The sequence below is a fragment of the Halomonas denitrificans genome (assembly GCA_019800895.1).
In the GTDB taxonomy this organism is placed as follows: Bacteria; Pseudomonadota; Gammaproteobacteria; order Xanthomonadales; family Wenzhouxiangellaceae.
Map to the genome: position 1 here is coordinate 354,783 of JAHVKF010000002.1, position 25,866 is coordinate 380,648.

At 68.9% G+C, this 25,866-nt stretch carries 24 protein-coding genes; 9 read left to right on the forward strand and 15 right to left on the reverse strand.

The window, feature by feature from the left end:
- Nucleotides 1–125: 125 nt before the first annotated feature.
- From KUV67_05710 to glmU, 3 genes are all read right to left on the reverse strand, one after another.
- On the reverse strand, nt 126–509 hold the full coding sequence (locus tag KUV67_05710; protein MBY6204366.1) for a DUF4870 domain-containing protein: 384 nt from the start codon (nt 507–509) through the stop codon (nt 126–128).
- A gap of 78 nt (nt 510–587) precedes the next feature.
- Complete coding sequence (locus KUV67_05715) at nt 588–992, reverse strand: biopolymer transporter ExbD (GenBank protein MBY6204367.1); 405 nt, start codon at nt 990–992, stop codon at nt 588–590.
- A gap of 77 nt (nt 993–1,069) precedes the next feature.
- Nucleotides 1,070–2,455, reverse strand: coding sequence for a bifunctional UDP-N-acetylglucosamine diphosphorylase/glucosamine-1-phosphate N-acetyltransferase GlmU (glmU, locus tag KUV67_05720; GenBank protein MBY6204368.1), 1,386 nt, complete (start codon nt 2,453–2,455; stop codon nt 1,070–1,072).
- A 1,364-nt stretch (nt 2,456–3,819) separates the two neighbouring features.
- Here glmU and KUV67_05725 point away from each other — a divergent pair.
- Entirely contained in the window at nt 3,820–4,113 is a 294-nt protein-coding gene (locus KUV67_05725) for a hypothetical protein (GenBank protein ID MBY6204369.1), read from the forward strand.
- 152 nt (nt 4,114–4,265) lie between these two features.
- On the opposite strand, the gene KUV67_05730 is transcribed toward KUV67_05725, so the two are convergent.
- The 6 genes from KUV67_05730 to bioB are packed head-to-tail and all read right to left on the reverse strand — an operon-like array spanning nt 4,266 to nt 9,793.
- Nucleotides 4,266–5,201 carry a L,D-transpeptidase family protein gene (locus KUV67_05730; GenBank protein MBY6204370.1) on the reverse strand — a complete coding sequence of 312 codons (936 nt, stop codon included), beginning with the start codon at nt 5,199–5,201 and terminating at the stop codon, nt 4,266–4,268.
- Nucleotides 5,198–5,857, reverse strand: coding sequence for a dethiobiotin synthase (gene bioD, locus KUV67_05735; protein ID MBY6204371.1), 660 nt, complete (start codon nt 5,855–5,857; stop codon nt 5,198–5,200). The genes KUV67_05730 and bioD overlap by 4 nt, the downstream gene beginning before the upstream one ends.
- Nucleotides 5,858–5,885: 28 nt before the next feature.
- Nucleotides 5,886–6,836, reverse strand: a complete 951-nt coding sequence (gene bioC / locus KUV67_05740; GenBank protein ID MBY6204372.1) for a malonyl-ACP O-methyltransferase BioC — start codon at nt 6,834–6,836, stop codon at nt 5,886–5,888.
- Nucleotides 6,829–7,578 carry an alpha/beta fold hydrolase gene (locus KUV67_05745; GenBank protein ID MBY6204373.1) on the reverse strand — a complete coding sequence of 250 codons (750 nt, stop codon included), beginning with the start codon at nt 7,576–7,578 and terminating at the stop codon, nt 6,829–6,831. The genes bioC and KUV67_05745 overlap by 8 nt, the downstream gene beginning before the upstream one ends.
- A complete protein-coding gene (locus KUV67_05750) occupies nt 7,575–8,789 on the reverse strand; it encodes an 8-amino-7-oxononanoate synthase (protein ID MBY6204374.1) in 1,215 nt (404 codons plus the stop codon). Before KUV67_05750 ends, KUV67_05745 begins: the two co-directional genes overlap by 4 nt.
- Nucleotides 8,789–9,793, reverse strand: coding sequence for a biotin synthase BioB (gene bioB, locus KUV67_05755; protein MBY6204375.1), 1,005 nt, complete (start codon nt 9,791–9,793; stop codon nt 8,789–8,791). The genes KUV67_05750 and bioB overlap by 1 nt, the downstream gene beginning before the upstream one ends.
- Before the next feature lie 72 nt (nt 9,794–9,865).
- Between bioB and KUV67_05760 the strand changes: the two genes are divergently transcribed.
- Together KUV67_05760 and KUV67_05765 are read left to right on the forward strand one after the other, a co-directional pair.
- Complete coding sequence (locus KUV67_05760; GenBank protein ID MBY6204376.1) at nt 9,866–10,612, forward strand: ComF family protein; 747 nt, start codon at nt 9,866–9,868, stop codon at nt 10,610–10,612.
- 55 nt (nt 10,613–10,667) lie between these two features.
- On the forward strand, nt 10,668–11,231 hold the full coding sequence (locus tag KUV67_05765; protein MBY6204377.1) for a hydrolase: 564 nt from the start codon (nt 10,668–10,670) through the stop codon (nt 11,229–11,231).
- A 685-nt stretch (nt 11,232–11,916) separates the two neighbouring features.
- Here KUV67_05765 and accC read toward each other — a convergent pair.
- From accC to KUV67_05795, 6 genes are all read right to left on the reverse strand, one after another.
- Nucleotides 11,917–13,272, reverse strand: coding sequence for an acetyl-CoA carboxylase biotin carboxylase subunit (gene accC, locus KUV67_05770; GenBank protein MBY6204378.1), 1,356 nt, complete (start codon nt 13,270–13,272; stop codon nt 11,917–11,919).
- 1 nt (nt 13,273) lies between these two features.
- On the reverse strand, nt 13,274–13,753 hold the full coding sequence (accB, locus tag KUV67_05775; protein MBY6204379.1) for an acetyl-CoA carboxylase biotin carboxyl carrier protein: 480 nt from the start codon (nt 13,751–13,753) through the stop codon (nt 13,274–13,276).
- 8 nt (nt 13,754–13,761) lie between these two features.
- Nucleotides 13,762–14,211, reverse strand: coding sequence for a type II 3-dehydroquinate dehydratase (gene aroQ, locus KUV67_05780; GenBank protein ID MBY6204380.1), 450 nt, complete (start codon nt 14,209–14,211; stop codon nt 13,762–13,764).
- A 939-nt stretch (nt 14,212–15,150) separates the two neighbouring features.
- Nucleotides 15,151–15,705, reverse strand: coding sequence for a TlpA family protein disulfide reductase (locus KUV67_05785; GenBank protein ID MBY6204381.1), 555 nt, complete (start codon nt 15,703–15,705; stop codon nt 15,151–15,153).
- On the reverse strand, nt 15,702–18,089 hold the full coding sequence (dsbD, locus tag KUV67_05790; GenBank protein MBY6204382.1) for a protein-disulfide reductase DsbD: 2,388 nt from the start codon (nt 18,087–18,089) through the stop codon (nt 15,702–15,704). The genes KUV67_05785 and dsbD overlap by 4 nt, the downstream gene beginning before the upstream one ends.
- Nucleotides 18,086–18,424, reverse strand: a complete 339-nt coding sequence (locus tag KUV67_05795) for a divalent-cation tolerance protein CutA (GenBank protein MBY6204383.1) — start codon at nt 18,422–18,424, stop codon at nt 18,086–18,088. Before KUV67_05795 ends, dsbD begins: the two co-directional genes overlap by 4 nt.
- A 328-nt stretch (nt 18,425–18,752) precedes the next feature.
- Between KUV67_05795 and groES the strand changes: the two genes are divergently transcribed.
- The 6 genes from groES to KUV67_05825 all read left to right on the forward strand — a co-directional run bounded on the left by groES (nt 18,753) and on the right by KUV67_05825 (nt 25,842).
- Nucleotides 18,753–19,043 carry a co-chaperone GroES gene (groES, locus tag KUV67_05800; GenBank protein ID MBY6204384.1) on the forward strand — a complete coding sequence of 97 codons (291 nt, stop codon included), beginning with the start codon at nt 18,753–18,755 and terminating at the stop codon, nt 19,041–19,043.
- An 81-nt stretch (nt 19,044–19,124) separates the two neighbouring features.
- Nucleotides 19,125–20,774 carry a chaperonin GroEL gene (gene groL / locus KUV67_05805; protein MBY6204385.1) on the forward strand — a complete coding sequence of 550 codons (1,650 nt, stop codon included), beginning with the start codon at nt 19,125–19,127 and terminating at the stop codon, nt 20,772–20,774.
- 421 nt (nt 20,775–21,195) lie between these two features.
- Nucleotides 21,196–22,191 (forward strand): amidoligase family protein, encoded by a 996-nt coding sequence (locus KUV67_05810; GenBank protein MBY6204386.1) that lies wholly within the window; start codon nt 21,196–21,198, stop codon nt 22,189–22,191.
- Nucleotides 22,188–22,964, forward strand: coding sequence for a gamma-glutamyl-gamma-aminobutyrate hydrolase family protein (locus KUV67_05815; protein ID MBY6204387.1), 777 nt, complete (start codon nt 22,188–22,190; stop codon nt 22,962–22,964). Before KUV67_05810 ends, KUV67_05815 begins: the two co-directional genes overlap by 4 nt.
- Nucleotides 22,965–22,977: 13 nt before the next feature.
- The gene (gene glnE / locus KUV67_05820) at nt 22,978–25,593 is read left to right on the forward strand and encodes a bifunctional [glutamate--ammonia ligase]-adenylyl-L-tyrosine phosphorylase/[glutamate--ammonia-ligase] adenylyltransferase (GenBank protein MBY6204388.1); all 2,616 of its coding nucleotides are present in this window, start codon (nt 22,978–22,980) and stop codon (nt 25,591–25,593) included.
- A 147-nt stretch (nt 25,594–25,740) separates the two neighbouring features.
- Nucleotides 25,741–25,842, forward strand: coding sequence for a zinc-finger domain-containing protein (locus KUV67_05825; protein MBY6204389.1), 102 nt, complete (start codon nt 25,741–25,743; stop codon nt 25,840–25,842).
- The last annotated feature ends 24 nt before the right edge of the window (nt 25,843–25,866 follow it).

Genomic DNA, 25,866 nt, shown 5'->3' on the forward strand with positions numbered 1-25,866 from the left:
GCGACTCTGCGTTATTGGGAGCCGGACTCGCGGCCCGGCGAATCAGGTCGGGAAGGACGAGGCGCCCTTCCCGAACGGCGCCCTGCCATGAACGCATGGTTCATTGGCGCGATGGCTGGTCCGGCCTACTTTCCGAAGAACTGGATCGACAGCGGGTAGGGCCAGACCTGTCCGTCGTTGGCCTTGATCGCTCCGATGATCGGGAAGATCAGGCAGAGCAGCCCCAGCGCCCACATCAGGAACACCCCGATGACGACGATGAACAGGATGAAACAGACCACGAAGTAGATCAAGGCGCTGATCAGCCAGTTGAGTACCACGTGCCAATGCGGCTCGAGACCCGGCAGCTCGTCCTTCTTCAGGATGTAGATCACGACCGGCACGATCAGCCCGCCGAGCGGGATGATCAGCCCGGCCAGCAGCGACAGGTGCAGCAGCGTCGACCACAGCTTGAGCTCCTTGGGGTCACCGCCGGCAGGTGTCGGTTCGGTGGATTCGATTTCGGTCATGGCTCCCTCCTCGTCTGACTCGGCAATTCGCGAAATGGCGGGTCGGAGTCGGTCCGACGACCGGCCCGAAGCGCGCCGCTACCTGGTGGTCGCGACGCTGATGTTGGTGATGCCCACGACGTTGGCTGCATCGAGCACCAGGACCAGCGAATTGGTGTCCGCGTCCGGGTGCGACGCGACGATCAGCGGTGCTTTCGGCTTCGACGCGCGCTCGCGCTCGAGGTTGGCGCGCACCGCGCGGTCGTCGACGGCGCGATCGTTGATCGTGATCTGGCTGAGCTGGTCGATCCGGACCACGATCTGGCCGGTGTCTTCCTGCTGCGGCGGCGGGTTCTCGGCCTGCTGCGGGCGGGAAATGTCCAGGCCCTGCTCACGGACGAAGGACGTGGTGACGATGAAGAAGATCAGCATGATGAACACGATGTCGAGCATCGGCGTGATGTTGATCTCGGCTTCGTCCTCGGGGCGTTGGCGTCTACGCATTCGGATCGCTCTCGATTCTGGTTTGGGGCTGCAAGCTGCTCAGAATACCGCAGGCCTCGGACCGCTTCCAGTCATCGTCAGGATTTTCTGGTCGGCCGCTTCCAGCCGGGCAGGCTCTTCTGGCGCGCGCGGGCCACGGTCAGGGCGTCGGCCGGCGCGTTGCCGGAGATCGTGCTGCCGGCCCCGATCGTGGCCCGGTCGCCGATCGTCACCGGCGCGACCAGCGCGCTGTTGGAGCCGACGAAGGCGTCCGAGCCGATCACAGTCCGGTGCTTGTTCACCCCGTCGTAGTTGCAGGTGATGGTGCCGGCGCCGAGGTTGGCGCCGGCGCCGACCTCCGCGTCGCCGACATAGCTGAGGTGGCTGGCCTTGGCGCCCTCGGCCAGGACCGCGTTCTTGGTCTCGACGAAATTGCCGATCTTCACGCCGGCGGCCAGCACCGTGCCCGGGCGCAGCCGGGCGAACGGCCCGATCCGGCAGGCCCCGGTCGTCTCGGCACCGTCGAGCACACTGTAGGCCTCGACCCGGGTCCCTGCGGCCAATCGGCAGTCACGCAGTACGCAGCCCGGGCCGATCTCGACCCCGTCGCCGAGCACGACGGTTCCCTCGAGCACCGCGCCGACGTCGATGACCACGTCGCGGCCGGCTTCGACGCGCCCGCGCAGCTGGACCTGGTCCGGCACCGGCAGGGAAACGCCGGCGTCCAGCAGCGCGCGGCGCCGGCGAGCCTGAAGTGCAGCCTCCAGCGCCGCCAGCTGGACGCGGTCGTTGGCGCCAAGGGCTTCGCGGGACTCGCCGCAGGAGGCGGTGGCGACGGCCGCGCCGTCCGCGACCGCCAGGCCGACCACGTCGGTCAGGTAATACTCGCGCTGCGCATTGTCGTTCCCGATCCGGCCCAGCCAGTCCGCCAGGCACTCCGCGTCGGCCAGCATCACGCCCGAGTTCACCTCGCCGATCTGCCGCTCGCGGGCGCTGGCGTCGCGCTCCTCGCGGATGCCGACGGGCCGGCCGGCGTCGTCGCGCAGGATCCGGCCGTAGCCGGTCGGATCGCCCGGTTCGAAGGTGAGCAGCGCGAGCGGCGCGTCGATGCCGACGAGACGCTCGAGGCTCTCGGTCCGGATCAACGGCATGTCCCCCGGCAGCACGAGCACGCGGGCGCCGGCCGGGATCGAGGGGAGGGCCTGCTGGACCGCGTGGCCGGTGCCCAGGCGCTCGGCCTGCTCGACCCAGCGCACCGGTGGCCGGCGCGCCTCGAACGCGTCGCGCACCCGGTCGGCCCCGGCACCGATCACCACATGAACGGCGGCCGGGCCGAGTGGCGCCAGTGCGTCGAGGACGTGAGCGAGCATCGGCTGGCCGCCCAGCGGCTGCAGCACCTTCGGCCGATCGGACCGCATCCGGCGACCTTCGCCGGCGGCGAGGACGATCACGTGCAGGTCGGGACGGGATGGATCGGGCGGCATGGGGATTCTCCGTCGGCGCGGCTCGAGGGCACAGGATAGCGGCTCGTGGCGCCGGGGTCGCGGCGGCGACCGTCCGCCGGGCAGCATTCCGCGCCATTCGCGCCCTGCCGTGGGGCGGCTTCCGGACGCATGTCGGCCGGCCGTGATCTCGGAGCTGGTGCCCGCCGAGGCGGTCGCGGTCCGATTTCGCCCGACAGCCGAAGCCGGCGTGGCGAATCGACTGTGGAGTTGTTCTTCGGTTTTTACGGAATAGAGCGAACCAACCCCGAAAGGCATTTCGCCCCGCGCTTCGCGCTTGCGGGCGACCTTCTTTTGACAGGCGCGACAAAAGAAGGCAAAAGCGCTCTTAATGAACGGGTCGTATCGAGGGGCGAGTTTCTTTGGAACCGCCGTGGCGACGATACTCGCTGGGCGGCCTCGGGAGAGGAGAGGCCGTTGGTCGCAACCTCGGGGATGACCCAAGGTGCACGCGGAACGGGCCCCGCTTCGGCCCGGCAGCGACCTCGAGGGCAGTGCCCACCGAGGCTGTCGGGCTCCGACCCTCCCTGCGGTAGCCGAAGCCTGGCGCTCGACAAGCTTCTCGTGTCTCAGCGCGGTAAGCGATTTTCTGCGCCGCGCCCTTGCCTGACGGGCAAACCCGGTTCCTTCGCACCGCTTGTGGAAGCGCTTTTGGGTACTTTTGAGGCGACTGTCAAAAGTACCTCGCCAGAAAGCGGGCGGAGCCCGTGTGGCGAAACGCCTTTGGGGTTGTTCTTCGGTTTTTCATGAAAACGAGAACCAACCTCAGAGGCATTTCGCGCCGAAGGACGAAACTCCTCTCGAACGTATCCGCATCTGCACGACAGGACACACGACCGCGACCCTGCGCCGCCGCAGATGGGCAGAAAAAGCGAAAGGAGGATAAAGAGAGGCCCCGGGAGAGGGAGAAACCCGGGGCCTCGGAGTTGGATCCGGTTTGGGGACGATACCGAATCCAGGGTGGACCCGCTCAGGGAGGGAAGCAGGTCCGCGCCTAGCGCTAGGCGTTCGTTATGACCCGATTCGGAAACCGGAGTTCCCGCACCGGATCGAAAATTGTTTCCCGCCGATCGCCGCCTTGGGCGAGCAGGACGAGCCGCCGTCACCACCGATATGGAGACGGCCCGGGGAGGTTCAAGGGCACCGGAGCCGGGCCACGAAGCGGCAAGACCCGCACGCGGCCACGCTTGTATGGCTTCGATACATCCGTCATTATATCAGCACCGGGCGCGAACGGACGCTGCCGGGCGGTGTGTATGTGCATCATTGCCCCCAGGTCCGCACCGACCGGCCCCAGTCTGGATTCGACTGGAATTCGATCTCATTACAGTCTCAGGAGTACGCCCATGACCCGTTCCCCCCGCACTGTGGCCGCCAAGGCCCTGATCGGTGGTTTCGCACTGGCGCTGGCCGCCGGTTGCGCCTCGACCCAGCAGCTCAACGAAGTCCGCGCCGAAGCCGAAGAAGCCAAGCGCATGGCCGCAGAAGCCACGGCCCGGCTGGAAGCCGCGCAGAGCTCGATCCAGCAGGCGCTGGAGGCCGCGCGCGCCGCCCAGGCTGCCGCAGACGCCTCGCAGAACTGCTGCACCGACCTGGAGCGCAAGCTGGACCGCGCGCTCGAGGACATGCAGAACAAGTAAGCGCTCCGCGCCTGCAATCGTTCGACCGCTGCGCCGGGCCCCGCCCGGCGCAGTCGTTTCCGCCCTGTCCCCAGCAGGCGACACGCCGTTCCTTCCCTGTCGATTTCGCCCGGCAGATTTCGTCCGGCACGTCCGGGCGCCCCGATCGGCGATCAGTCCACGGCCGAACCGATCCGCACGGGCACTCCGTCGGCGTCGGCGTAGGCGGACCGGACGACATTCCAGTCCACCCGGGTTCCGGACCGCTGCGCGGCATCGACGCGCGCCTGCACCTCCGACCACTCCGGCAGCGGCGGCTCACCGTCTTCGACCGGGTCGACCTCGAGGTACAGGGCATCGCCCTTCCAGCCCACGCGCACCGGCTGACGCACGATCCGCACCGGCGTACCGACCGGCACCTGACGGATCAGCGACGCGATGCTCTCCGGGAACAGGCGGATGCACCCCTGACTTACGCGCAGACCGACGCCGTCGGGACGGTGCGTGCCATGGATCAGCAGCCCCTCGCCGGCCAGCTTCAGGGCGTGCCGCCCCAGCGGGTTCTCCGGTCCGGCCGGCACCATGGCGCCGAGCTCGCGGCCGGTCGACGCGTAGTAGGCGCGGACCTCGTCGGTCGGGTACCAGGCCGGATCGTCGAGACGCGCGGTAACTTCGGTCTCGACCAGCGGCGTGGCGCGCTCGGACAGGCCGACGCCGACCGGGTGCGTATCGACCACGGGGCCGTCCCAGTCGGGCCAGTCGTCGGTGAAGAAGTACAGGCGACGCTCCGAGAGGTTGACGACGATGCCTTCGCGAGGCCCGTCGGGCAGCACGTGGAGCTGCGGGATGCGCAGGCGCAGGCCCGCCATCGGCAGCCACGGGTCGACGTCCGGATTGGCGGCTCGGATCTCGTTGTGGCCGATGTTGTGCATCCGGGCCAGGTCCAGCGGGCGCTGCTCGCCGCGGGTCCGGTCCACGATGAGTTCTCCGATCACGTCGTCCCCCGGCGTCAGCGGCCAGACCACCGCACTCGTCGGGCTCGACGCCATCAGCACGAGCGCCGCAAGGCCGAGTGCCCGGGCCCCGGTCCGCGACTGCCCGGCCCTCACGCGGCCTCCGACAGGTCGAGTTGCGCCTCGAAGCGGGGTGCCGCGCCGTGCGCGATGCGGCCGAGCAGCGGGCAGCCGAGCCGCTGGGCGAGGGCGTCCAGGTTCGCCTGCTGGGCGACCATGTCCGGGTCGACGTGGTTCGCGATCCATCCGACAGGCTCGAACCCGTCGGCGCGAATCGCCCTGGCGGTCAGCAAGGCGTGGTTCAGGCAGCCCAGGCGCAGACCCACCACCAGCACAACGCCAGCATCGAGAGCCTTAGGCAGCGCCGCGAGGTCGCAATCCGGGCCCAGCGGCACCTGCCATCCACCGACGCCCTCGACCAGCCGGACGTCTGCGTCGATCTTCAGTATTTCGCGGGCGATCGATGCATGATCGATGCAGATGCCCGCCTGTTCGGCGGCGATGTGCGGCGCGATCGGCGGCGCCAGGGCCACGGGATTGACCGTTTCGTACGGCAGTTTCACGCTCGCCGCCTCGATCAATCGCTCGGCGTCGTCGTTGCGCAGGCCGGCGTCGGTCACCCGGCAGCCCGACGCGATCGGCTTGAAACAGGCCACCCGGCGGCCGAGCGCGACCAGCGCCCGGGCCAGCGCCGCGGTGGCGACCGTCTTGCCGCAGCCGGTATCGGTGCCGGTCAGGAACAGCGTGGTCATCGATTGCACTCCGAGCGAAAGGGTGGACTCAGTCGGACGACCGGCGGCGACGGCCGATCGAGGTCAACGGGACGGACGCCTCCTCGCCGTGGATCGAGCGGATCGGCGCACCCGGCTCCGGCGCCCAGGCGGAAGCATAGACCACCTCCCAGGTGGCCGGGTACAGGCCGTCGTCACGGCGATGGGATTCGTAGGCGGCGAGCATCGCCCTGAGCCGCGACGGGGGCGTCAGACCGGCGGACGCGGCCGGCCGACTCCCCGGACCATCGACGTCGGGGACCCTCCGCGATACATGGCTGGCGCCGATCGAGCGCAGCTCGTCGAGGAGATCGCGCGGCGAGCGATAGGTCGTGGTCAGCCAGTCGGTGTCGAGCACGGGCTCCATGAAGCCTGACCGGACCAAGGCGTCGCCGACCGTCTGCACGTCGGTGAAGCGATGGACGTGCTCGCCCTCGTCGACCCGGGCCCAGGCCTCGCGCAACTCGGCGAGCGTGTCGGGGCCGAAGGTGGAGATCAGCAGCAAGCCGCCGGGACGGAGCACGCGGCGCAGGCCGTTGAGCACGGCCGGCAGGTCGTCGCACCACTGCAGCATCAGGTTCGAGTACAGCAGATCGACGCTGGCATCGGCGAGCGGCAGGGCATGCGCATCCCCCGCGACCCGGGCGAAGCGGCGACCGCGCCAGCCCGCCTCGCGGCGCGCCCGGTGCAGCATCGGCAGGGCAAGATCCATGGCCACCACGTCCGCATCGCCGAACCGGTCGGCCAGCACGCGCGCCTGGCGTCCCGGCCCGGCGCCGAGGTCCAGCACCGTATTCGGCTGGAAGCGCAATCCGTCGAGCCGTTCGATCAGGCGGTCGGCCACCTCCGCCTGCAACCGCGCACGTTCGGCGTAGACGTCCGCCGCGCGGCCGAAGCGCTGCCGGATCCGGGCCCGGTCGTAGCGGGGAAGGCCCGCGCCTTGTTCGCGTCGGTCAACCATCGATGATCCATCCTCGCACGGCTGCGGCAACGGCCTCCGGGTCGGTCAGGAACGGCGCGTGCGCGGCGCCGGGGATACGGACCAGGTCGCTGTCGCGAACAAGCTCGGCGACCGCTTCCAGCGCTGCCCAGGGCACCAGCCGGTCGCGCCGTCCACCGAGCAATCGAACCGGAACGGCCAGCTGTCGCAGCTGCCCGGTCAGGTCGGTCCCGGCGAGGTGATTCAGGCCGGCCAGCAGCGCCTGTCGGGACGGATAGCCGTGTTCGAAGGCGCGCTCCCGCAGGCGCTTCAGATCGCTTCGCGCGTTCGCCGCGCCGTGCATCTCCAGGGCGAGGAAGCGCTGGACCACGGTTTCGGGATCGCCGGCCAGTTCCACCGCCATCGCCTGGAGCATCGCCGGTTCCACGGCATGCGGCCAGTGCGGCCGCCGGATCAACGACGGCGTCGCGGCGATCAGCACCAGGCCGGTGAAGCGCTCGGGTTCGCGGAGCGCGGCCTGCATCGCGACCAGGCCGCCCAGGGACCAGCCCAGCACCCAGCTGCCGCTCGGCAGATCGTCGAACACGGCATCGAGCAAGGCATCGGGGTCGTCCGGCCAGGCCAGGTCGCGGCGGACGCCGTGGCCCGGCAGGTCCAAGCGCCGCCAGTCGGCGTCCGGCCAGGCCGCGACCAGGTCGTCGAACAGGCCGCCATGCATCGCCCAGCCGTGGACCAGGCCGATCGTCGGCGTCGGGTCGCTCATCGGGAGCCGTCCGGGGTCGCGGTCGTCGTCGCCGTCGCGACCGGCTCGACGCGGGACGACGCCTGCGGCAGGGCCTCGGCCAGCGCGGCGACCAGGCCGTCGATGGCGGTGTTCTCGTGGGCGGAGCTGAGCGTGATCCGCAGCCGGGCCCGGCCCTCGGGGACCGTCGGCGGACGGATCGCCCGGACCAGGAACCCTCGTGCGGCGAGCGCGTCGGCGGCGCGGACAGCGCTGCGGTCGTCGCCGAGCAGCACCGGCTGGATCGGCGTGGTCGATGGCCCGAGCGGCACGCCGGCTCGTTCGCAGCCGGCGCGGAAGCGTTCGACGGCTTCGCGCAAACGCGTCCGCCGCCAGGACTCCTGCTGCAAGCGGGTCAGCGCACGATCGGTCGCATCGACCAGCAGCGGCGACGGTGCGGTGGAGTAGATGATCGCGCGGGCACCATTGACCAGTTCGTCGATCAGCGCCCGCTCGCCGAGGATGGCCGCGCCCTGGGTACCCAGCGCCTTGCCGAAGGTGATCACCAGCGCATCGGCCCGGACACCGGAATCGGCAACCGCGCCCCGACCGCCGGGGCCGAGCACGCCGAAGCCGTGTGCATCATCGATCCAGAGACCCAGCCCTGAGCGGTCGGCCAGCGCGGCCAGCGCCGACAGCGGCGCAACGTCGCCGTCCATCGAGAACACCGCATCGCTGGCCAGCCAGCGCGTTCGCGCGTCCAGCCGTCGTTGTGCGTCGTCGCCATCGGCGTGCGCATAGCGCCGGATTCGAGCCCCGGCCAGTCGCGCCCCGTCATTCAGTGACGCGTGGTTGAGCCGGTCGGCGAGCACCGCGTCGCCGCGGCCGAGAAGCGCCTGCCCGAGCGCGAGGTTGGCCTGGTAGCCGCTGGGCACCAGCACGGCCGCTTCCGCGCCGACAAACTCGGCCAGCCGGGCGGCCAGGCGGAGATGGCCCGGGCCGTAGCCGCTGACCAGCGGCGATGCGGCCGACCCGGTCGGCGAACCACCATCCACATCGGGTCCCGGACCGCCGGGCGCTCGCTCCCGGGCCAAGCCCAGGTAATCGTTGCTGCAGAAATCGATCAGCTCGACGTCGCCGTGCCGCACCCGGCAACCACCGATCGGCTCGAAGGCCTGGACGACGCGCCGGCGTCCGGCGGCTTCGCGCTCGGTACGCCGGGCGGCCAGCGTCGCGTCCAGCCGTCCGCGCATCAGGACCCGGCGGGCGGGCGCGTGCCGGCCGCGCGGATTCCCAGGCGATCGAACAGCGCCCGGTCCGCTTCGACGTCGGGGTTGCCGGTAGTCAGCAACTTGTCGCCGTAAAAGATCGAGTTCGCGCCGGCCAGGAAACACAGGGCCTGCATCTCGTCGGACATCGCCTCGCGGCCGGCCGACAGGCGCACGCGCGCTTCGGGCATCAGCAGTCTCGCCACGGCGATCGTGCGCACGAACTCGAGCGGATCGATCGGCTCGGCGTCCTCTAGCGGGGTGCCCGGAACCCGTACCAGCTGGTTGATCGGCACCGACTGCGGGTGATCCGGCAGATTCGCCAGCTGGGCCAGCAGGCCGACCCGGTCGTCGCGCGACTCGCCCATGCCGACAATCCCGCCGCAGCACACCTTCATGCCGCTGGCCCGGACGTTTTCCAGCGTATCGAGCCGATCCTGGTAGCTGCGTGTGGTGATGATGTCCTCGTAATACTCCGGCGAGGTATCGAGGTTGTGGTTGTAGTAGTCCAGGCCAGCGTCGCGCAGGCGCTCGGCCTGCTCGGCAGTCAGCATGCCGAGCGTCAGACAGGTCTCCAGCCCCTCCTCGCGCACCGCCTCGATCAGTTCGATCACGCGATCGACCTGGCGGTCCTTCGGCCGGCGCCACGCCGCGCCCATGCAGAACCGCTCCGAGCCGGCTTCGCGCGCCTTGCGAGCCGCCTCACGCACGACCTCGACCGGCAGCAGCTCCTCGTCGTCCAGCCCGGTGTTCCAGCGCACCGACTGCGGGCAATACTTGCAGTCCTCCGGACAACGCCCGGTCTTGATCGAAAGCAGCGTGGAGACCTGCACCTCGTTGGGGTCGAAATGCCGGCGATGGGTCTGCTGGGCGCGGAAGATCAATTCGGCGAAGGGCAGGTCGAAGAGCGCGCGGACCTCGTCGAGCGTCCAGTCGTGACGCGGCGGGGGCGCAGCGCCCGATTCTCGAGACGGAGCAGCGGAGGACATGGCAGGATGGGGACGATGGGCAGTGGGGTATTGTCGAAACAGCGGCGGCGGTCTGTCAACCTGAAACGACCCGTGCAGGTTGACGAGGGCCGGCGCGCGGCACCAGCGATCCGCCGGGGCCGCGACGCGGTCCGGGCGCTGCTCGACACGGTCTGGCCGCCGCGCTGCGTCCTGTGCGGCGATCTCGGGCAGCCGGACAACCTGTGCCCGGGCTGCCGCGCCGAGCTGCCGAGGGTCGAGCACGGTTGTCGACGCTGCGCCAATCCCCTGCCGCGCGACGTCCTCCGCTGCGGCAGCTGCTCGGGGTCCGAGCCGGCCTTCGATGCCACCGTTGCCGCCCTCCACTACCAGGCGCCGGTCGACCGCCTGGTGCAGCGGTTCAAGTTCCGCCGCGACCTCGCCGCCGGCCTGGCACTTGCCGGCACGCTCGCCGATACCGTGGCCGACAGGCTTTCGAGCGACGGCACCCGACCGCAGCTCGTGGTTCCCGTGCCCCTGCACTGGCGCCGCCAGACCCGCCGCGGTTTCAACCAGGCCGAACTGCTGGCCCGCGATGCCATGCACCGGATCGCGGGTCCGCCGGTCCACGAGCTCCTGACCCGGGTGCGATCGACGGCCACCCAGTCGGCGCTGCGCTCCGGCCGGCGGCGCGCCAACGTCCGCGCCGCGTTCCGGTGCCGCCGGCTGCCGCCCGGCCTGGCCCATGTCGCCCTGGTCGACGACGTGATGACTACCGGCGCCACGTTGAACGAGTGCGCACGGACGCTGAAACGCGCCGGCGTTGCACGGGTCGATGCCTGGGTCGTGACTCGGGCCTGAACGGCCGACGGGTGCATTGGTAAGCTGGCGGGAGTCTTCTCCGATGGAGCGATCGATGTCCGCGCCCCCCGCACTCCGCCACCTCGACCCGGATCGCAGCCAGCTGGTCGTCGTCGACGTCCAGGGCCGGCTGGCCAGGCTGATGCACGAGTCCGAGGCGATGATCCGCGCCCAGTCCATCCTGGTCCGGTCCTGCCGCCTGCTCGATGTTCCCGTGACCTGGGCCGAGCAGCTACCGGACAAGCTCGGCGCCACCGTCGACGAGCTCCAGGATCCGCTGGCCGGCCTCGAACCCTGCGCCAAGTCCAGCTTCGGCTGCCTCGGCGACGAGGCCCTCAGGCAGCGCATCCTCGATTCGAACCGCGAACAGGTCCTGCTGTGCGGCATCGAGACCCACGTCTGCGTCTGGCAGACCGCCGCTGCGCTGCTTCGCGAAGGCCGCGAAGTCCACGTCATCGCCGACGCGGTGTCGTCGCGCTCGGCGGACAACAAGGCCACGGGCCTGCTGCGCCTCCGCGACGCGGGGGCGGTGATCAGCAACGTGGAGATGGCGCTGTTCGAGCTGATGCGCGACGCGACGCACCCGCGGTTCCGGGAGGTCACGAAGTTGTTGAAGTAGTTGGTTTCTTGTTTCGGCCGACGGATCGGGCCGCGTTCCTTCCCGTTCGGCAGCCGAGGCCTGTTGCTCGCCGGCGAGTCGGCGCAGCCCGCGTTGCCGAGCGTTTTGGAACTCCGGTTCAAGCAACAACCAACCCCGAGAACCATTTCGCCCCGCGCTGCGCGCTTGCGGGCAACCTTCTTTTGTCAGGCGCGACAAAAGAAGGCAAAAGCGCTCTCGAAAAACGGGTCGTATCGAGGGGCGAGTTCCTTTGGTACCGCCGTGGCGGCGATACTCGCTGGTCGGCCTCCGGAGAGGAGACGCTGTTGGTCGCAACCTCGCGGATGACCCAAGGTGGACGCGGAGCGGGCCCCGCTTCGGCCCGGCAGCGACCTCGAGGGCAGTGACCACCGAGGCTGTCGGGCTCCGACCCTCCGTCCGGTAGCCGAAGTCTGGCGCTCGACAGCTTCTCGTGTCTCAGCGCGGTAAGCGATTTTCTGCGCCGCAGCGCGGCCTGACGGGCAACCCCGCTCTATTCGCACCGGGGTAGAAAGCGCTTTGGGGTACTTTTGAGGCGACTGTCAAAAGCACCTCGCCAGAAAGCGGGCGGAGCTCGCGTGGCGAAACTGCCTTTGAAGCATGACCGAAGCGCGGCGGGCCAGTCGCCCGCCGTCACGGCTAATGGCCGGAATCCGGAACGCAGGACTCAACCGGATTCCCGGCTGAGCAGCTTTTCCAGGTAGTGGATGTTGGTCCCGCCCTTCCGGAAGCCCGGGTCCTCGAGGAGCTTCAGGTGCAGCGGGATGTTGGTCTTGACGCCGGTCAGCACGGCTTCGTTGAGGGCGACACGCATCCGCGCCATGGCGTCGTCGCGGGTTTCGCCGTGGCAGATCAGCTTGCCGATCATCGAGTCGTAGTTCGGCGGCACGGCGTAGCCGTCGTAGATGTGCGAGTCGACGCGTACGCCGGGTCCACCCGGGGCATGGAACGCATCGATCATGCCCGGCTGCGGCAGGAACTTGACCGGGTCTTCGGCATTGATCCGGCACTCGACGGCGTGGCCGGTGAACACGATGTCGTCCTGGGTGAACGGTAGCGGCTCGCCCGCGGCGACCAGGATCTGGGCACGGATCAGGTCGATGCCGGTGATCATCTCGGTGACCGGGTGCTCGACCTGGATCCGGGTATTCATCTCGATGAAGTAGAACTCGCCGTCCTCGAACAGGAACTCGAAGGTGCCCGCTCCGCGATAGCCGATGCGCTTGCAGGCCTCGGTGCAGATGGCGCCGATCTTCTCGCGCTGCTCGGCCGAGATGCCCGGCGCCGGCGCTTCCTCGATGACCTTCTGGTGCCGGCGCTGCATCGAGCAGTCGCGCTCGCCGAGGTGTACCGCGTTGCCGTGGGTATCCGACAGCACCTGCACTTCGACGTGACGCGGATTCTGCAGGTACTTCTCCATGTACACGGTGTCGTCGCCGAAACCGGACTTCGCTTCCTGGCGGGTCAGCTGGATCGATTTGATCAGGTCAAAGGGGTTGTGGACCACGCGCATGCCGCGTCCGCCGCCCCCTGCCGCCGCCTTGATCAGCACCGGATAGCCGATCTGTTCGGCCAGCTGCCGGGTCCGGCGATCGTCGTCGTCGAGCGGACCGTTCGACCCGGGAACGCAGGGCACGCCGGCCTTCTGCATGGCCTCGATCGCCGAGACCTTGTCGCCCATCAGGCGAATCGTCTCGGCCCGTGGGCCAATGAAGGTGAAGCCGGACTCCTCGATGCGCTCGGCGAAATCGGCGTTCTCGGCCAGGAATCCGTAGCCGGGATGAACCGCCTCGGCGTCGGTGACTTCCATCGCGGCGATGATCGCCGGCACGTTGAGGTAGCTTTCCGAGGCCGGCGCCGGACCGATGCAGACCGATTCGTCGGCCATGCCGACGTGTTTCAGGTTGCGATCAACGGTCGAATGCACGGCCACGGTGCGAATGCCCATGGCCTGGCAGGCGCGCAGGATGCGCAGCGCGATTTCGCCGCGGTTGGCGATCAGGATCTTCTTGAACGCAGCCATGTCAGGGACGGATCACGAACAGTGGCTGATCGAATTCCACCGGCTGGCCCGATTCGACCAGGATCGCAACCACGGTGCCGGAAACCTCGGCCTCGATCTGGTTGAACATCTTCATCGCCTCGACCAGGCACAGCGTGTCGCCCTTGCTGACCTTCGACCCCTCCTTGACGAACGGATCCGAGTCGGGATTCGGCGAATCGTAGAAGGTGCCGACCATCGGCGAGCGCACCAGCTCGCCATCGGGCACTCCGTCCTCGTCGCCGCCGTCGGACTCGGCAGGCGCGGGTGCGGGCGCCGGCGCTCCGGCGGTCGGCGGGCCGGCGAGCATCGGCATCGGCATCGCGAACTGCGGGGGTGCGGCGGGGCTGCCGGCGCCGGGGCGGCTGAGCCGAACCGACTCCTCACCTTCGTGGATCTCGATTTCCGCGAGATTCGATTCCTCGAGCAACTCGATCAGTTTCTTGATCTTTCTCAGGTCCATCGTCTTGTCTACTCCGAAGCAGCGGCTTTGAGGTGCTCGATCAAGCCCTCCAGCCCATAGTTATAGGAATGCGCTCCGAATCCGGACACCCGAGCCAGCGCGAGATCGGCCAGCAGCGACTCGTGGCGAAACGGCTCGCGCGCCTCGGGCACCGACAGGTGCACCTCGACGAACGGCCGGCCGCAGGCGGCCAGTGCGTCGCGCAAGGCCACCGAGGTATGCGTGAACGCGGCCGGATTGATCACGATGCCGTCGGTCCCGTCGTCCATCGCGGCCTGCACCCGCTCGACCAACTCGTGCTCGGCGTTGGACTGCACGCACTCGATCGTACAACCCGCCTTGCGAGCGATCCGCCCCAGGGCCTCGTCGATCTCGGCCAGGGTGGTGCGACCGTAAACCTCGGGCTCCCGGCGGCCGAGCAGGTTCAGGTTCGGACCGTGCAGGATCAGGATGCGCATGGGCGACCGGCGTTCCGGAATTCGGCAGGTCGGCAAGTTTGCCGCATCGAGCCGCGAATTGCCAGACCGAACGGAAGGCGATGATCGGCGCAGATTCGCCGAGATTTGGCGAGGATGCAGGCCCGTTGCCCTCAGCTGGAGAATGGCTGCGGAGCGGCACCCGCTCCGGTCGGGCGCCGGCCCTGTAATGGGTTTCCTGGCCGACGGATCGGGCTTCTCTCACCCATCCGGATACCGAAGCCTCGCACTCGTCGGCGGGCGGACGGAGCGTGCGGTGCGAGAGATTCTTAGTTTCTGGATCAAGAAGCCATCAACCCAAAACTGCATTTCGCCCCGCGCTGCGCGCTTGCGGGCGACCTTCTTTTGTCAGGCGCGACAAAAGAAGGCAAAAGCGCTCTCTAAAGGCGGGTCGTATCGAGGGGCGAGTTTCCCGGGAAACGCCGTGGCGACAATAATCGGTGATCGGCATCGGGAAAGGAGAAGCTGTTGGTCGCAACCACCGGGATTACCCGCGGTTGATGTGGAGCGGCCTCCGCTTCGGCCCAGCAGCGACCTCGGAGGCAGTGCCCACCGAGGCTGCCGGGCTCCGACCCTCCGTCCGGTAGCCGAAACCTGGCGCTCGACAGCTTCTCGTGTCTCAGCGCGGTAAGCGATTTTTTGCGCCACGCCCTCGCCTGACGGGCAACCCCGGGCTCTTCGCACCGGGGTAGAAAGCGCTTTTGGGTACTTTTGAGGCGACTGTCAAAAGTACCTCGCCAGAAAGCGGGCGAAGCCCGCGTGGCGAAACGCTTTTCGTAGTTGTTGTTCGGGTTTCGCCTGGAAACGGAAACCAACCCCGAAAGGCATTTCGCCCCGCGCTGCGCGCTTGCAGGCGAAGTCCGAGTGTCGAGACACCTTCGACATCAACCACCACGAGGGCCCGTCCGTTGCCGGGCCGGCTCACTCGATCAGCGGCAGGACCTCGTCCTCCAGGTGGTGGCGTTCGACTTCCCCCAGGTGCTGCCACGCGATCGTCCCGTCGGCCGCGACCAGCACCGTGTACGGCAGCAGCCCCTGCGCGTTGCCATAGCGCCGCTGCGTGTCCATGACCTCGACGGCCCCGGCGGCGCCGACCAGGATCGGATAGTCGACCCCCAACCTGTCGACGAAGCTGCCGACCGCGGCCGGATCATCGATCGCGATCCCGACCACCGAAAGGCGCTCGGACTGCTCGGCCGCGAAGGCATCGAGCAGCGGCATCTCGCGGATGCAGGGCGCACACCAGGTTGCCCAGAAATTGACCAGCAGCGGCCGCCCGTCGAAGTCGGCCGCTTCGACCGCCGAGCCGTCCAGCGCGGCGTGCCGGAAATCGGGGCGGGGGTCGCCGACGGCAGCCGCGTCGTCCGCGCCGCCCGGGTTCGGTGCCGGCGGCTGGCCTCGCGTCAACCACGCCAGGCCGATGCCGAGCGCAAGGCCCAGCAACGCGATCGCCAGCACCTTCAGGGCACGAATCATCGGGCGACGGCTGCGCGAACGTTTGCCAGGTGGTCGCGGAAGGGTCCGGGGGCCATGAAGCCGAACATCCGGAACGCCTCGAGCTCCCGGCCGTCGGCGAAGAACAGGTAGGCCGGCGGGCCGATGAGGCCGAACTCGGCGAGCACCTCGCGGTGGGCATCGTTGAAGTCCGTCAGGTCGATCTTCAGCAGGTCGAACTCGCCGAGCGCCGAGGCCACGGCCGGGTCGGGAAAGGTGCGGCGCTCCATCCGCTTGCAGTCCACGCACCAGTCGGCATAGAAGTCGAGGAACACGGGGCGTGTCGAGGCCTGCAGTGCGCGCTCCAGTCCGGCCAGGTCGTCCACTTCGACGAACTCGACGGCCCGGGTCGCCGGTGCGGATGCGGCGCGCGACGCGAACGGCTCCAGCGGCCGGGTCCAGTCGCGTCCGCCGGCCGCGGCGCCGATCAACTGCATCGCACCGAACAGCACCAGGATCAGGCCCAGTCCCTGCCACAGCCGCGGCCAGCCGGCCAGGCCGGGCTCGGTGCGGTTGAAGGCGCCGAGATAGACCCCCGAGACCAGCGCCAGCGCACCCCACATCAGCATGATCACGCCGCCCGGAAGCACCCGCTCGAGCATCCAGATGGCCAGCGCGAGCAGGCCGACGCCGAATGCCGCCTTGACCGCCGTCATCCAGACCCCGGCCCGCGGCAGCAGCTTGCCGGCCGAGGTTCCCCAGATCACCAGGGGCACGCCCATGCCCAGCGCCATCGCGAACAGTGCGCCTCCGCCGAGCACTGCGTCGCCGGTCTGGCCGATGTAGATCAACGCGCCCATCAGCGCCGGGGCCACGCAGGGCCCGACGACCAGCGCCGACAGCCCGCCCATGATCGCCGCGCCCCACAGGGTGCCGCCCTCGGCGCGATTGGACAGGGCGTTCAGACGGGTCTGCCAGGACGACGGCAGCTGCAGCTCGTAGAAGCCGAACATCGCCAGCGAAAGGAGCACGAACAGCAGCGCGAAGGCCACCAGCACGGCCGGATGCTGGAACAGCGCCTGCAGGTTCTCTCCGAGCACCGCGGCGATCACCCCGAACGCGGTGTAGACGACCGCCATGGCCAGCACGTAGACCAGCGACAGCCGGAACGCGCGCGCCGTGGTCATGCGCTCCGCGTCGCCGGCGATGAGGCCGGACAGGATCGGCACCATCGGGAACACGCACGGCGTGAAGGCCAGCAGGATGCCGGCAATGAAGAACAGCAACAGCGCCAGCACGGGCCGCTCGGCCAGGGCACCGGCCAGGCGACTCTGTTCGCTGGCGTTCGGCGCGGAGGAGGTGGACCGGAAACGTTCGGCCCCGGAAGCGCCCCCCTCCCGGCCCGCGGCGTCGGTCGTCGCGATGGCCTCGACGGGCCCGGACCCACGAGCCGGCCGCGCCGGGGCCGCCGGCACGTCGACGACGAGCGTGCGCGCCATCGGCGGGTAGCAGATGCCGTCGGTCTGGCAGCCCTGGAAGCGCACCTCCAGCGGAAGGTCCATCGCGGGCCCCGGGGGCCTGGACAGGCCGACCGGGATCTCCACTTCGCCGTAGTAGACGAAGGTGTCGCCGAAGTACTCGTCGGTGATCGCGACGGCATCGGGAAACTCGGGTGCGGCGAGCATCACCCCGGGCGCGCCGGGATCGAACTCGATCGTGTCGCGATAGAGGTAGTAGTCCGGGTGGGTGGTGAACCGGGCCAGCAGGCGGTCGGGCCCGAGGGCGATCGTCTCGACGCGGAATGCCTGTTCCGGAAGCAGCGGATCGCTGCGGCCGGTCAGCTGCTCACCGGCGCTGCTGAAATCGCTGAGCAGGGTGTCCAGCCCGGAACCGTTCGGCCCGAGCGGTTCCGGCGGAATCGTTGCCGGCCCGCTGGGGGACACATCCGCCGGTGCCGATTCGGCCGCCGGCAGGTCGACGGTGATCATCTGGCGGTGCGGCGGGTAGCACACGCCGAGGTCGGCGCAGCCCTGGAACTTCACCGACAGCTCCACCGGTCCCGATGTCGGCCGGGCGACCAGCGGAACCTCGATCGCAGCGCGTTCGCGGTAGATCTCCACCTCGCCGAAGAACTCGTCCTCGTAGCGTCGGCCCGCGTCGATCGCGAGCTCGCCCACCGTCACGGCCTCGCTGGCGCCCTCGACGCCGAACGCGTGGCGATACATGTAATAGCCGTCGGCGATCGTCCAGCGCAGCTCTACCGTGGACGCATCGAGCGCCTCGGCCTCGAGCGAGAACGCCTGCTCGACCGGCAGCAGGTCGGCCGGGTCGATCTGGGCGACGGCCGGGGCGGCGGCGAGGAGCAGCCCGGCCCACCCGGCGCGCATCTTCGATCCCGAGCTCAGGAATCGTCGCCACATGATCATGCCTCGCTCCCGTCCAGCCAGCGCCGGACCCACGCGGCGTAGTCGTCGGACGCATCGACGACCGGCACCGCCAGAACCTCCGGGACGTCGTAGGGATGCAGTTCGGCGAGTGCGGCCTTCAGGGCGGGGAGCGCGGCTCGGGTGGTCTTCAGGGTCAAGGGAATCTCCTCGTCGTGCTGGATGGCGCCGCCCCACGGATAGGTCGAGCCCACGGCGGCGCCCACGGTGACGCAGGCGGCCAGGCGGCGGTCGACCAGGGCCTCGGACAGCGTCCGGGCCTGGCCGACATCGGCGCAGGTGGTATGGACCAGCAACAGGTCGTCGGGTTCGCTCATTTCGTCGGTCCGGGGCGGTAGGGCTTCAGCAGACCCGCGCAGGGCGCGATTCCTTGCGCATTCTATCCGTTCGCCGGCCACGCCCCGTGGGTCGAGGTCGCAGGCGGTTTTTCCTGCCCGGGCCTTGAAATGCCGCCACGAGGGCTCCATTTGCCGGGACAAGCCGGACGTGAAGTGCACCACGTGGCGATCGACGACGGAATTTCACCCTCGCCCGGTCGCGCCGCGCCTCACGGTTCGAACGAAACCGGACGGTACGTGACGGCTACGTACCGGACTTTTTTCGACTGTCCATTCAATCCTGAAGAGTGTGAAGGGAGAACAACCCATGAATCTGCGTCCCCTGCATGATCGCGTGATCGTCAAGCGTGTCGAGGAAGAACGAACCACCGCCGGTGGCATCGTGATTCCGGACAGTGCAACCGAAAAGCCCATCAAGGGCGAGGTGCTGGCGGTCGGCAACGGCAAGATCCTCGAAGACGGCAGCAAGCGCGAGCTCGACATCAAGGTCGGCGACAAGGTGCTGTTCGGCAAGTACTCCGGCACCGAAGTCAAGGTCGAAGGCGAGGAACTTCTGGTGATGCGCGAAGACGACGTCATGGCGGTCATCGAAGGCTGATTGCCGCGACCGTTGTCGCGTACGACCCGCAACCGCATTCCGTAGCGAAAACGAATTCAAACTGCTCGAGGAAGAATACTCATGAGTGCCAAAGAAGTCCGTTTCTCCGAGGACGCCCGTACCAAGATGCTCAAGGGCGTCGACACCCTGGCGCGTGCCGTCAGCGTGACCCTCGGCCCCAAGGGCCGCAACGTCGTGCTCGAAAAGAGCTTCGGCGCCCCCACCGTGACCAAGGACGGCGTGTCCGTGGCCAAGGAAATCGAACTGGAGAACAAGTTCGAGAACATGGGTGCGCAGATGGTCAAGGAAGTCGCGTCCCAGACCTCCGATACTGCCGGTGACGGCACCACGACCGCTACCGTGCTGGCCGCCGCCATGCTACGCGAAGGCATGAAGGCGGTCACCGCCGGCATGAACCCGATGGACCTGAAGCGCGGCCTGGACAAGGCCGTCCGCGCCGCCGTCGAAGAGCTGAAGAAGCTGTCGATTCCGTGCACCGACGACAAGTCGATCGCCCAGGTCGGCACGATCTCGGCCAACTCCGACGAAGAGATCGGCAAGATCATCGCCGAGGCGATGAGCAAGGTCGGCAAGGAAGGCGTCATCACGGTCGAGGAAGGCCAGTCGCTGGATAACGAGCTGGACGTCGTCGAAGGCATGCAGTTCGACCGTGGCTACCTGTCGCCGTACTTCGTGACCGACCAGCAGACGATGCAGGTCGAGCTCGAGAACCCGTACATCCTGCTGCACGACAAGAAGATCTCCAACGTGCGCGATCTGCTGCCGGTGCTGGAATCGGTGGCCAAGCAGAGCCGCAGCCTGGTGATCGTGTCCGAGGACATCGAAGGCGAAGCGCTGGCCACCCTGGTGGTCAACAACCTGCGCGGCATCGTCAAGGTCGCGGCCGTCAAGGCACCGGGCTTCGGCGACCGCCGCAAGGCGATGCTCGAAGACATGGCCATCCTGACCGGCGGCCAGGTCATCTCCGAGGAAGTCGGCCTGAGCCTGGAGAAGGCAACCGTCGACCAGCTGGGCTCGGCCAAGAAGGTCCAGATCACCAAGGAGAACACCACGATCATCGACGGCGCCGGCGATGCGGCGGCGATCGAGAGCCGGGTCGGGCAGATCCGCGCCCAGATCGAGGACGCAAGCTCCGACTACGACCGCGAGAAGCTGCAGGAACGCGTGGCCAAGCTGGCCGGCGGTGTGGCCGTGATCAAGGTGGGTGCCGCCACCGAAGTCGAGATGAAGGAAAAGAAGGCCCGCGTCGAAGATGCGCTGCACGCCACCCGTGCTGCCGTCGAGGAAGGCGTGGTCCCGGGCGGCGGTACCGCGCTGATCCGCGCGCTGAGCGCGATCGGCGGCCTGAAGGGCGACAACGAGGAGCAGAACCTCGGCATCAAGATCGCCCTGCGTGCGATGGAAGAACCGCTGCGCAAGATCGTGTCGAACGCTGGCGGCGAACCCGCCGTGGTGCTCGGCAAGGTCCGCGACGGCTCCGGCAACTTCGGCTTCAATGCAGCCACCGGCGAGTTCGTCGACATGATCGAGTCCGGCATCCTGGACCCGACCAAGGTCACCCGCTCCGCGCTGCAGAACGCCGCGTCCGTGGCCGGCCTGATGATCACCACCGAGTGCATGATCGCCGAACTGCCGAAGGACGACGATGCCGGCGGCGGCGGTGACATGGGTGGTATGGGTGGTATGGGCGGAATGGGCGGCATGATGTAAGTGCCCGCGACCGCATCTTCCGCTCCAGGGCGACACTTCGCGCCCGTTCGCGATGCTCATGTACACGATTCGTACACTGCGCTCGCTCACCGGCGCTCATCGCCGCCCTGAAACGGAATCTGCTAGTCGTTCCGGCTCATTGCCAGAAAGACCAGAAACCCCGGCCACTGTGCCGGGGTTTCTGTTTGCGCGGCCAGATCTTCCGGCCCGGCCTCGGCGCTTTGCTTCGGCTCGCGATGCTCATGTACAGATGCGTACATTCCGCTTGGTCGCTCGAGGCTCATCGCCGACCCGAACCTCGATCCGCTAGCCGCTTGCCGTAAACAACCGCGCAAGCCTCGAGAAGCCCCGGCCGGTCGATGGCACGCGTTCGTCCAGGCTCCACTCGTGCCGTTTACACTGGGCGAAAGGAGGTGATGGAGTGATCGAATTCCGACCGTTGCCCTGGCTCGAAACGGCGGAGGGAACGCCGCGTCGGGTCGGGGTCGAACTGGAGATGGCCGGCGTCGATGCCGAGACCATCGCACGCGCCGTGACCGACGAGGTCGGCGGCCGCTTCGATGCCGACAGCGCGTTTTCCGGTCACGTCGTGGATTCCGAGCTCGGCGAGTTCCGCGTCGAGCTCGACGCGGAAATCCTCACCTCCCGCCGCTACCTCGATTCGCTCCAGCAGATCGGCATCGACCTCGGCGGCGGGGCGGTCCGCGACAACGTCGAATCGCTCCTGTCGCGCTTGACCGGCCTGGTCGTTCCCCATGAACTGGTCTGCCCGCCGGTGCCGCTGGACGCGCTGCCGCGGATCGACGCGATCCGACACCGCCTCAACGAGGCCGGCGCCCGGGGCACGGAGGCGTCCGCCCTTTATGCCTTCGGCCTGCAGTTCAACATCGAGATCCACGACGACGGCGTGCCCGCACTGCTGTCGATCCTGCGTGCCTTCCTGCTCCGGGTCGATGCGATCATCGAAAAGGAAGACATCGATTTCTCGCGCAAGCTGACCCCGTACGTGCACTCGTTTCCGGAGGATTTCGTCGCCCACCTGCTCGACCCCGACTACGCGCCGACGCGAGAGGGACTGATCGACGACTACCTGCGCTTCTCGCCGACCCGGAACCGGCCCCTGGACGCGCTGCCGCTGTTCGCCTGGCTGGATGCGGACCGGGTCGCCGCCGCGCCGGTCGAGCATGCGCTGATCAAGGCGCGGCCGGCCTGGCACTACCGGCTGCCGAATTGCCGCATCGATGACCCCGACTGGACGCTCGCCCAGCCCTGGTCGGAATGGGTGGAGGTCGAGTGCCTGGCGGCCCAACCGCGCGAGCTGGTCCGGACCGCGCGTCGGCGCCTGGCGTCTTCGAGCGCCTTGAAGCGGTGGTGGGCCGGCGCCTGGCGGGCACTGACGTCTCGCGGCGGCTCGTGAGTCGCCCGGTGATCGGCGTCACCGGCCCCGATCGCGGCGGCCTGGCGGCCTGGTGGTTCTCCGCCCTGGGCGTGCGCCTGGCCGGGGGCCGCCCGCTGCGCATCCGGCCCCGTCGACCGCATCCGATCGACGCGGTCGACGGACTGATCATCGGCGGCGGGGCCGACGTCAGCCCCGACCTCTACGGCCAGCAACGGCGGCTGCCGGTCGGCGAACTGGCCGACCGGGGCGCATCCGGCTGGCGACGGGCACTGGGCTACGTGCTCTTTCCCCTGCTCTGGCTCGTCCGCCGCGTGCTCAGCAAGAAACACGGCGGCCTGGACGCCGACCGCGATGCGCTGGAGACCGGCCTGATCCGCCAGGCGCTGGCGACCGGCCGGCCGATGCTCGGAATCTGTCGCGGGATGCAATTGATCAACGTGACCTGCGGCGGCTCCTTGCACCAGTCCCTGACCGGCTTCTACGACGAGGTCGCCCAGATCCGCTCGGTGCTGCCGCGCAAGAAGGTCCGCATCGCGCCGGGCAGCCGACTCGCGGCGATCCTCGGCTGCACCCGTTGTCGAGTCAATTCGCTGCATTCCCAGGCCATCGACCGCCTGGCCGACGGACTGTCCGCGGTCGCGCGCGAATCCAACGGCGTGATGCAGGCCTGGGAGCATACGGGCGAACCGCTGCGGCTCGGCGTTCAGTGGCACCCCGAGTACCTGCCGCAGCGTGCCGAGCAACGGGCGTTGTTCCAGGCCCTGGTCGACGCCGCCGGGAATCGTCCGTGAGCGGTGCCGGACGATGAGCGACCAGCGGCGATCGGACGCACCTGCCCTCGACGTGGAGGCGTTCGTCCACGCTTCGGCCTACGCGTCCGAAGCACTGCGGCGCTGGTCGCTGAACCCCGATTGGCTCGACGGCGACCAGCCGGCCGACGATCCCGAGCTGCCGCTGGACGCTCGACTGCGCCGCAAGCGTCAGCTCGAGAGCCTGCGCATCCTCTGGGGAGAGCTGCGGGGGCGGCACGACGTCGAGCGCACCGGGTCGCTGCTGTCCGCGCTGGCGCGTGACTGCCTCGGCGGGGCGCTGGACGCCGCGCTGGCCCGCGTTGGCGATCTCCATGGCCAGCTGCCGGGCGGCCCGCGATTGGCCGTGCTGGCGTTGGGCAAGCTCGGCGGCGACGAGCTGAACTTCAACTCGGATCTCGACCTGGTGTTCGCCCACGGCGCGGACGGTGAAAGCGACGGCCGTCGGAGGCTGCCGGCGCGGGAGTATCTTGCCCGCGTCGCCCGCGAGCTGTCCACGCTGATGGAGCAGGTCACCGCCGACGGACGCGCCTGGGTGATCGATACCCGACTCCGTCCCTACGGTCAGTCGGGTGCGTTGGTGCTGTCGGTCGATGCGATGGAGCAGTATTTCGTCAGCGAAGGTCGCGCATGGGAACGCTACGCATGGCTCAAGGCGGGCCTGGCGGCCGGCGACACCGCGGTCGGCCGGCAGCTGATCGATCGGCTCGGTCCGTTCGTCTTCCGCCGCTACCTCGACTACGGGCTGTTCGACAGCCTGCGCGACCTGCACCTGGAAATCGACCGCAAGAGCCGGCGCGAGGACCTGGCCGACGACGTCAAGCGCGGCCCCGGCGGCATTCGCGAGCTCGAGTTCCTGATCCAGAGCCTGCAGCTTCTGCGCGGCGGACGCGAACCCTCGCTGCGCACTCCGGGGTTCCTGCCCGCACTGCGGGCGGCACGCGACCTGCGCCTGCTGGACCCGGACGAAGCCGATTCGCTCGGCGACTGCTACCGTTTCCTGCGCGCACTGGAGAATCGCCTGCAGGCCGTGACCGGCCGACAGACCCATGAGCTTCCCGAACGCCCGGAGGCGCGCACCGCACTGGCCACGCTGATGGGTGCCGAGGGCTGGCCGGCGCTGGTCGAGCGACTGGACGCGGTGCGCCGGATCGTTCGAACGTCGTTCCAGGCGCGCTTCGAGCGACCCGAGCCGGCAGCGCCCGGCGCAAGCACGGGTCGTGGACGGGGCTCGTCCGAGGCCGGGTCGTCGTCGGCACCGACGATGCCGTGGCCGCCGGGAGACGACCTCGAGCAGCGCCTGGCCAGCCTGGGGTTCGCGGTACCGGACGTCGCGGCCGCCGCCCTCTCCCGCCTGGCGCGCAGGCTGGAACGACGCCCCCTTTCGGCCGAAGCGCGCCGTCGCCTCGATCGCCTGATGCCGCGGTTGCTGGAGAAGACGCTCGAGCCGGAGGATCCCGACACCGGCTTCGAGGACCTGCTGGAGCTGGTCGAAACGATCGCCCGGCGCTCGGCCTACCTGTCCCTGCTGCACGAACGGCCGCGAACGCTGGAGCGGACCGTGCGCGTGTTCCGGCTTTCCGGGCGGGTCGCGCACTGGGTGATCGGCGCGCCGCAACTGCTCGACGACCTGCTCGACCCGATCAACGGCTTCGACCTGCCCGAGGCGCCGAAGGTGCTGCCGGACGACCCGGAGAGCACGCTGGACGCGCTCGCGCGCTACCGCCAGGCCGGCTTCGTCCGGACCGCGCTCGGTCAGCTCGACGATGCACTGGACCGCAGAACGGCGCGGCAACAGCTGACCCGACTGGCCGAATCGGTGCTCGACGCGGTGGCCCGCCTGACCCTGGCCGAGCCGGACCGTGTCGCGATGATCGGTTACGGAAACCTCGGCGCCGGCGAGTTGCACTACAGCTCCGATCTCGACCTGGTCTTCCTGCACCCCGCCGGCGATCCTCCCCTGCGCGGCATCCAACGCCTGATCAACGCGCTCCAGCTTCCCCTGCCCGGGGGAAAGCTCTACCCGGTCGACACCCGCCTGCGCCCGAACGGCAATGCCGGCCTCCTGGTCACGGCGATGGACCGCTTCGAGGCCTACCAGTCGGACCAGGCCTGGACCTGGGAACACCAGGCGCTGATCCGGGCGCGCGCGGTCCGCGGTCCCGACGACCTGGTCGATCGCTTCGATCGACTCCGTCGGGACGTGCTGTGCCGGCCGCGCGATCACGATCGGACGCGCGACGAGATCGTCCGGATGCGCCGGCGCCAGATGGCTCAGCGAACCGAAACGCCGGTCAAGCGCGTACTCGGCCACGTCCAGTTCATCGCCGAGTACGGCATCCTGACCCGCGCCGCGGACGAACCCGGCCTGATCGATGCGCGCGAGACCGGCGAGCAGCTCCGCGCGCTCGGCGAGACCGGCTGGCTGGACGGCGAGCGCATCGCGCAGTTGCGCGACCTCCATGCCGAGGCCTGCGTGCTGCGCGACCGCAGCTTTCTCCGCCGGGGCGTAGCGACGGCGACCGCCGATGATCTCGTCGAAGCGGCCGAGCGTGCGTGGGATGCCGTGTTCGGGCAGACCGTCCGCGGTCCGGGCGGCGCGGTACACTAGCGGATCAGACTTCGACCCGATGGATCTGCCGTGAACTCGCCTGCCCCCGACGCCGACGCCGAGAACCGCACGAAGCGCCCGGCCAACGCCGAATCCACCTACGTCGTGTCCCGCGACGACCTGCCCCTGAGTTGCCCGACGCCGGACATGGTGCTCTGGAACTCGCACCCGCGGGTGTACCTCCCGATCGAGAAGACCGGACAGGCCAAGTGCCCCTACTGCGGTGCCGAGTTCAAGCTCGAGGACTGACGGCTCCGCTCCGCCGCTGAGTTC

Excerpts from the sequence above, each read along its gene's own strand:
- accC (MBY6204378.1), bottom strand. The coding sequence starts at position 13,272 with ATGGCTGCGTTCAAGAAGATCCTGATCGCCAACCGCGGCGAAATCGCG.
- accB (MBY6204379.1), bottom strand. The coding sequence starts at position 13,753 with ATGGACCTGAGAAAGATCAAGAAACTGATCGAGTTGCTCGAGGAATCG.
- KUV67_05795 (MBY6204383.1), bottom strand. The coding sequence starts at position 18,424 with ATGAGCGAACCCGACGACCTGTTGCTGGTCCATACCACCTGCGCCGAT.
- bioC (MBY6204372.1), bottom strand. The coding sequence starts at position 6,836 with ATGGTTGACCGACGCGAACAAGGCGCGGGCCTTCCCCGCTACGACCGG.
- groL (MBY6204385.1), top strand. The coding sequence starts at position 19,125 with ATGAGTGCCAAAGAAGTCCGTTTCTCCGAGGACGCCCGTACCAAGATG.
- KUV67_05715 (MBY6204367.1), bottom strand. The coding sequence starts at position 992 with ATGCGTAGACGCCAACGCCCCGAGGACGAAGCCGAGATCAACATCACG.
- glnE (MBY6204388.1), top strand. The coding sequence starts at position 22,978 with ATGAGCGACCAGCGGCGATCGGACGCACCTGCCCTCGACGTGGAGGCG.
- KUV67_05825 (MBY6204389.1), top strand. The coding sequence starts at position 25,741 with ATGGTGCTCTGGAACTCGCACCCGCGGGTGTACCTCCCGATCGAGAAG.
- KUV67_05710 (MBY6204366.1), bottom strand. The coding sequence starts at position 509 with ATGACCGAAATCGAATCCACCGAACCGACACCTGCCGGCGGTGACCCC.
- groES (MBY6204384.1), top strand. The coding sequence starts at position 18,753 with ATGAATCTGCGTCCCCTGCATGATCGCGTGATCGTCAAGCGTGTCGAG.
- glmU (MBY6204368.1), bottom strand. The coding sequence starts at position 2,455 with ATGCCGCCCGATCCATCCCGTCCCGACCTGCACGTGATCGTCCTCGCC.
- KUV67_05765 (MBY6204377.1), top strand. The coding sequence starts at position 10,668 with ATGTCCGCGCCCCCCGCACTCCGCCACCTCGACCCGGATCGCAGCCAG.
- KUV67_05750 (MBY6204374.1), bottom strand. The coding sequence starts at position 8,789 with ATGCGCGGACGGCTGGACGCGACGCTGGCCGCCCGGCGTACCGAGCGC.
- bioB (MBY6204375.1), bottom strand. The coding sequence starts at position 9,793 with ATGTCCTCCGCTGCTCCGTCTCGAGAATCGGGCGCTGCGCCCCCGCCG.
- KUV67_05725 (MBY6204369.1), top strand. The coding sequence starts at position 3,820 with ATGACCCGTTCCCCCCGCACTGTGGCCGCCAAGGCCCTGATCGGTGGT.
- KUV67_05785 (MBY6204381.1), bottom strand. The coding sequence starts at position 15,705 with ATGATTCGTGCCCTGAAGGTGCTGGCGATCGCGTTGCTGGGCCTTGCG.
- KUV67_05745 (MBY6204373.1), bottom strand. The coding sequence starts at position 7,578 with ATGAGCGACCCGACGCCGACGATCGGCCTGGTCCACGGCTGGGCGATG.
- dsbD (MBY6204382.1), bottom strand. The coding sequence starts at position 18,089 with ATGATCATGTGGCGACGATTCCTGAGCTCGGGATCGAAGATGCGCGCC.
- aroQ (MBY6204380.1), bottom strand. The coding sequence starts at position 14,211 with ATGCGCATCCTGATCCTGCACGGTCCGAACCTGAACCTGCTCGGCCGC.
- bioD (MBY6204371.1), bottom strand. The coding sequence starts at position 5,857 with ATGACCACGCTGTTCCTGACCGGCACCGATACCGGCTGCGGCAAGACG.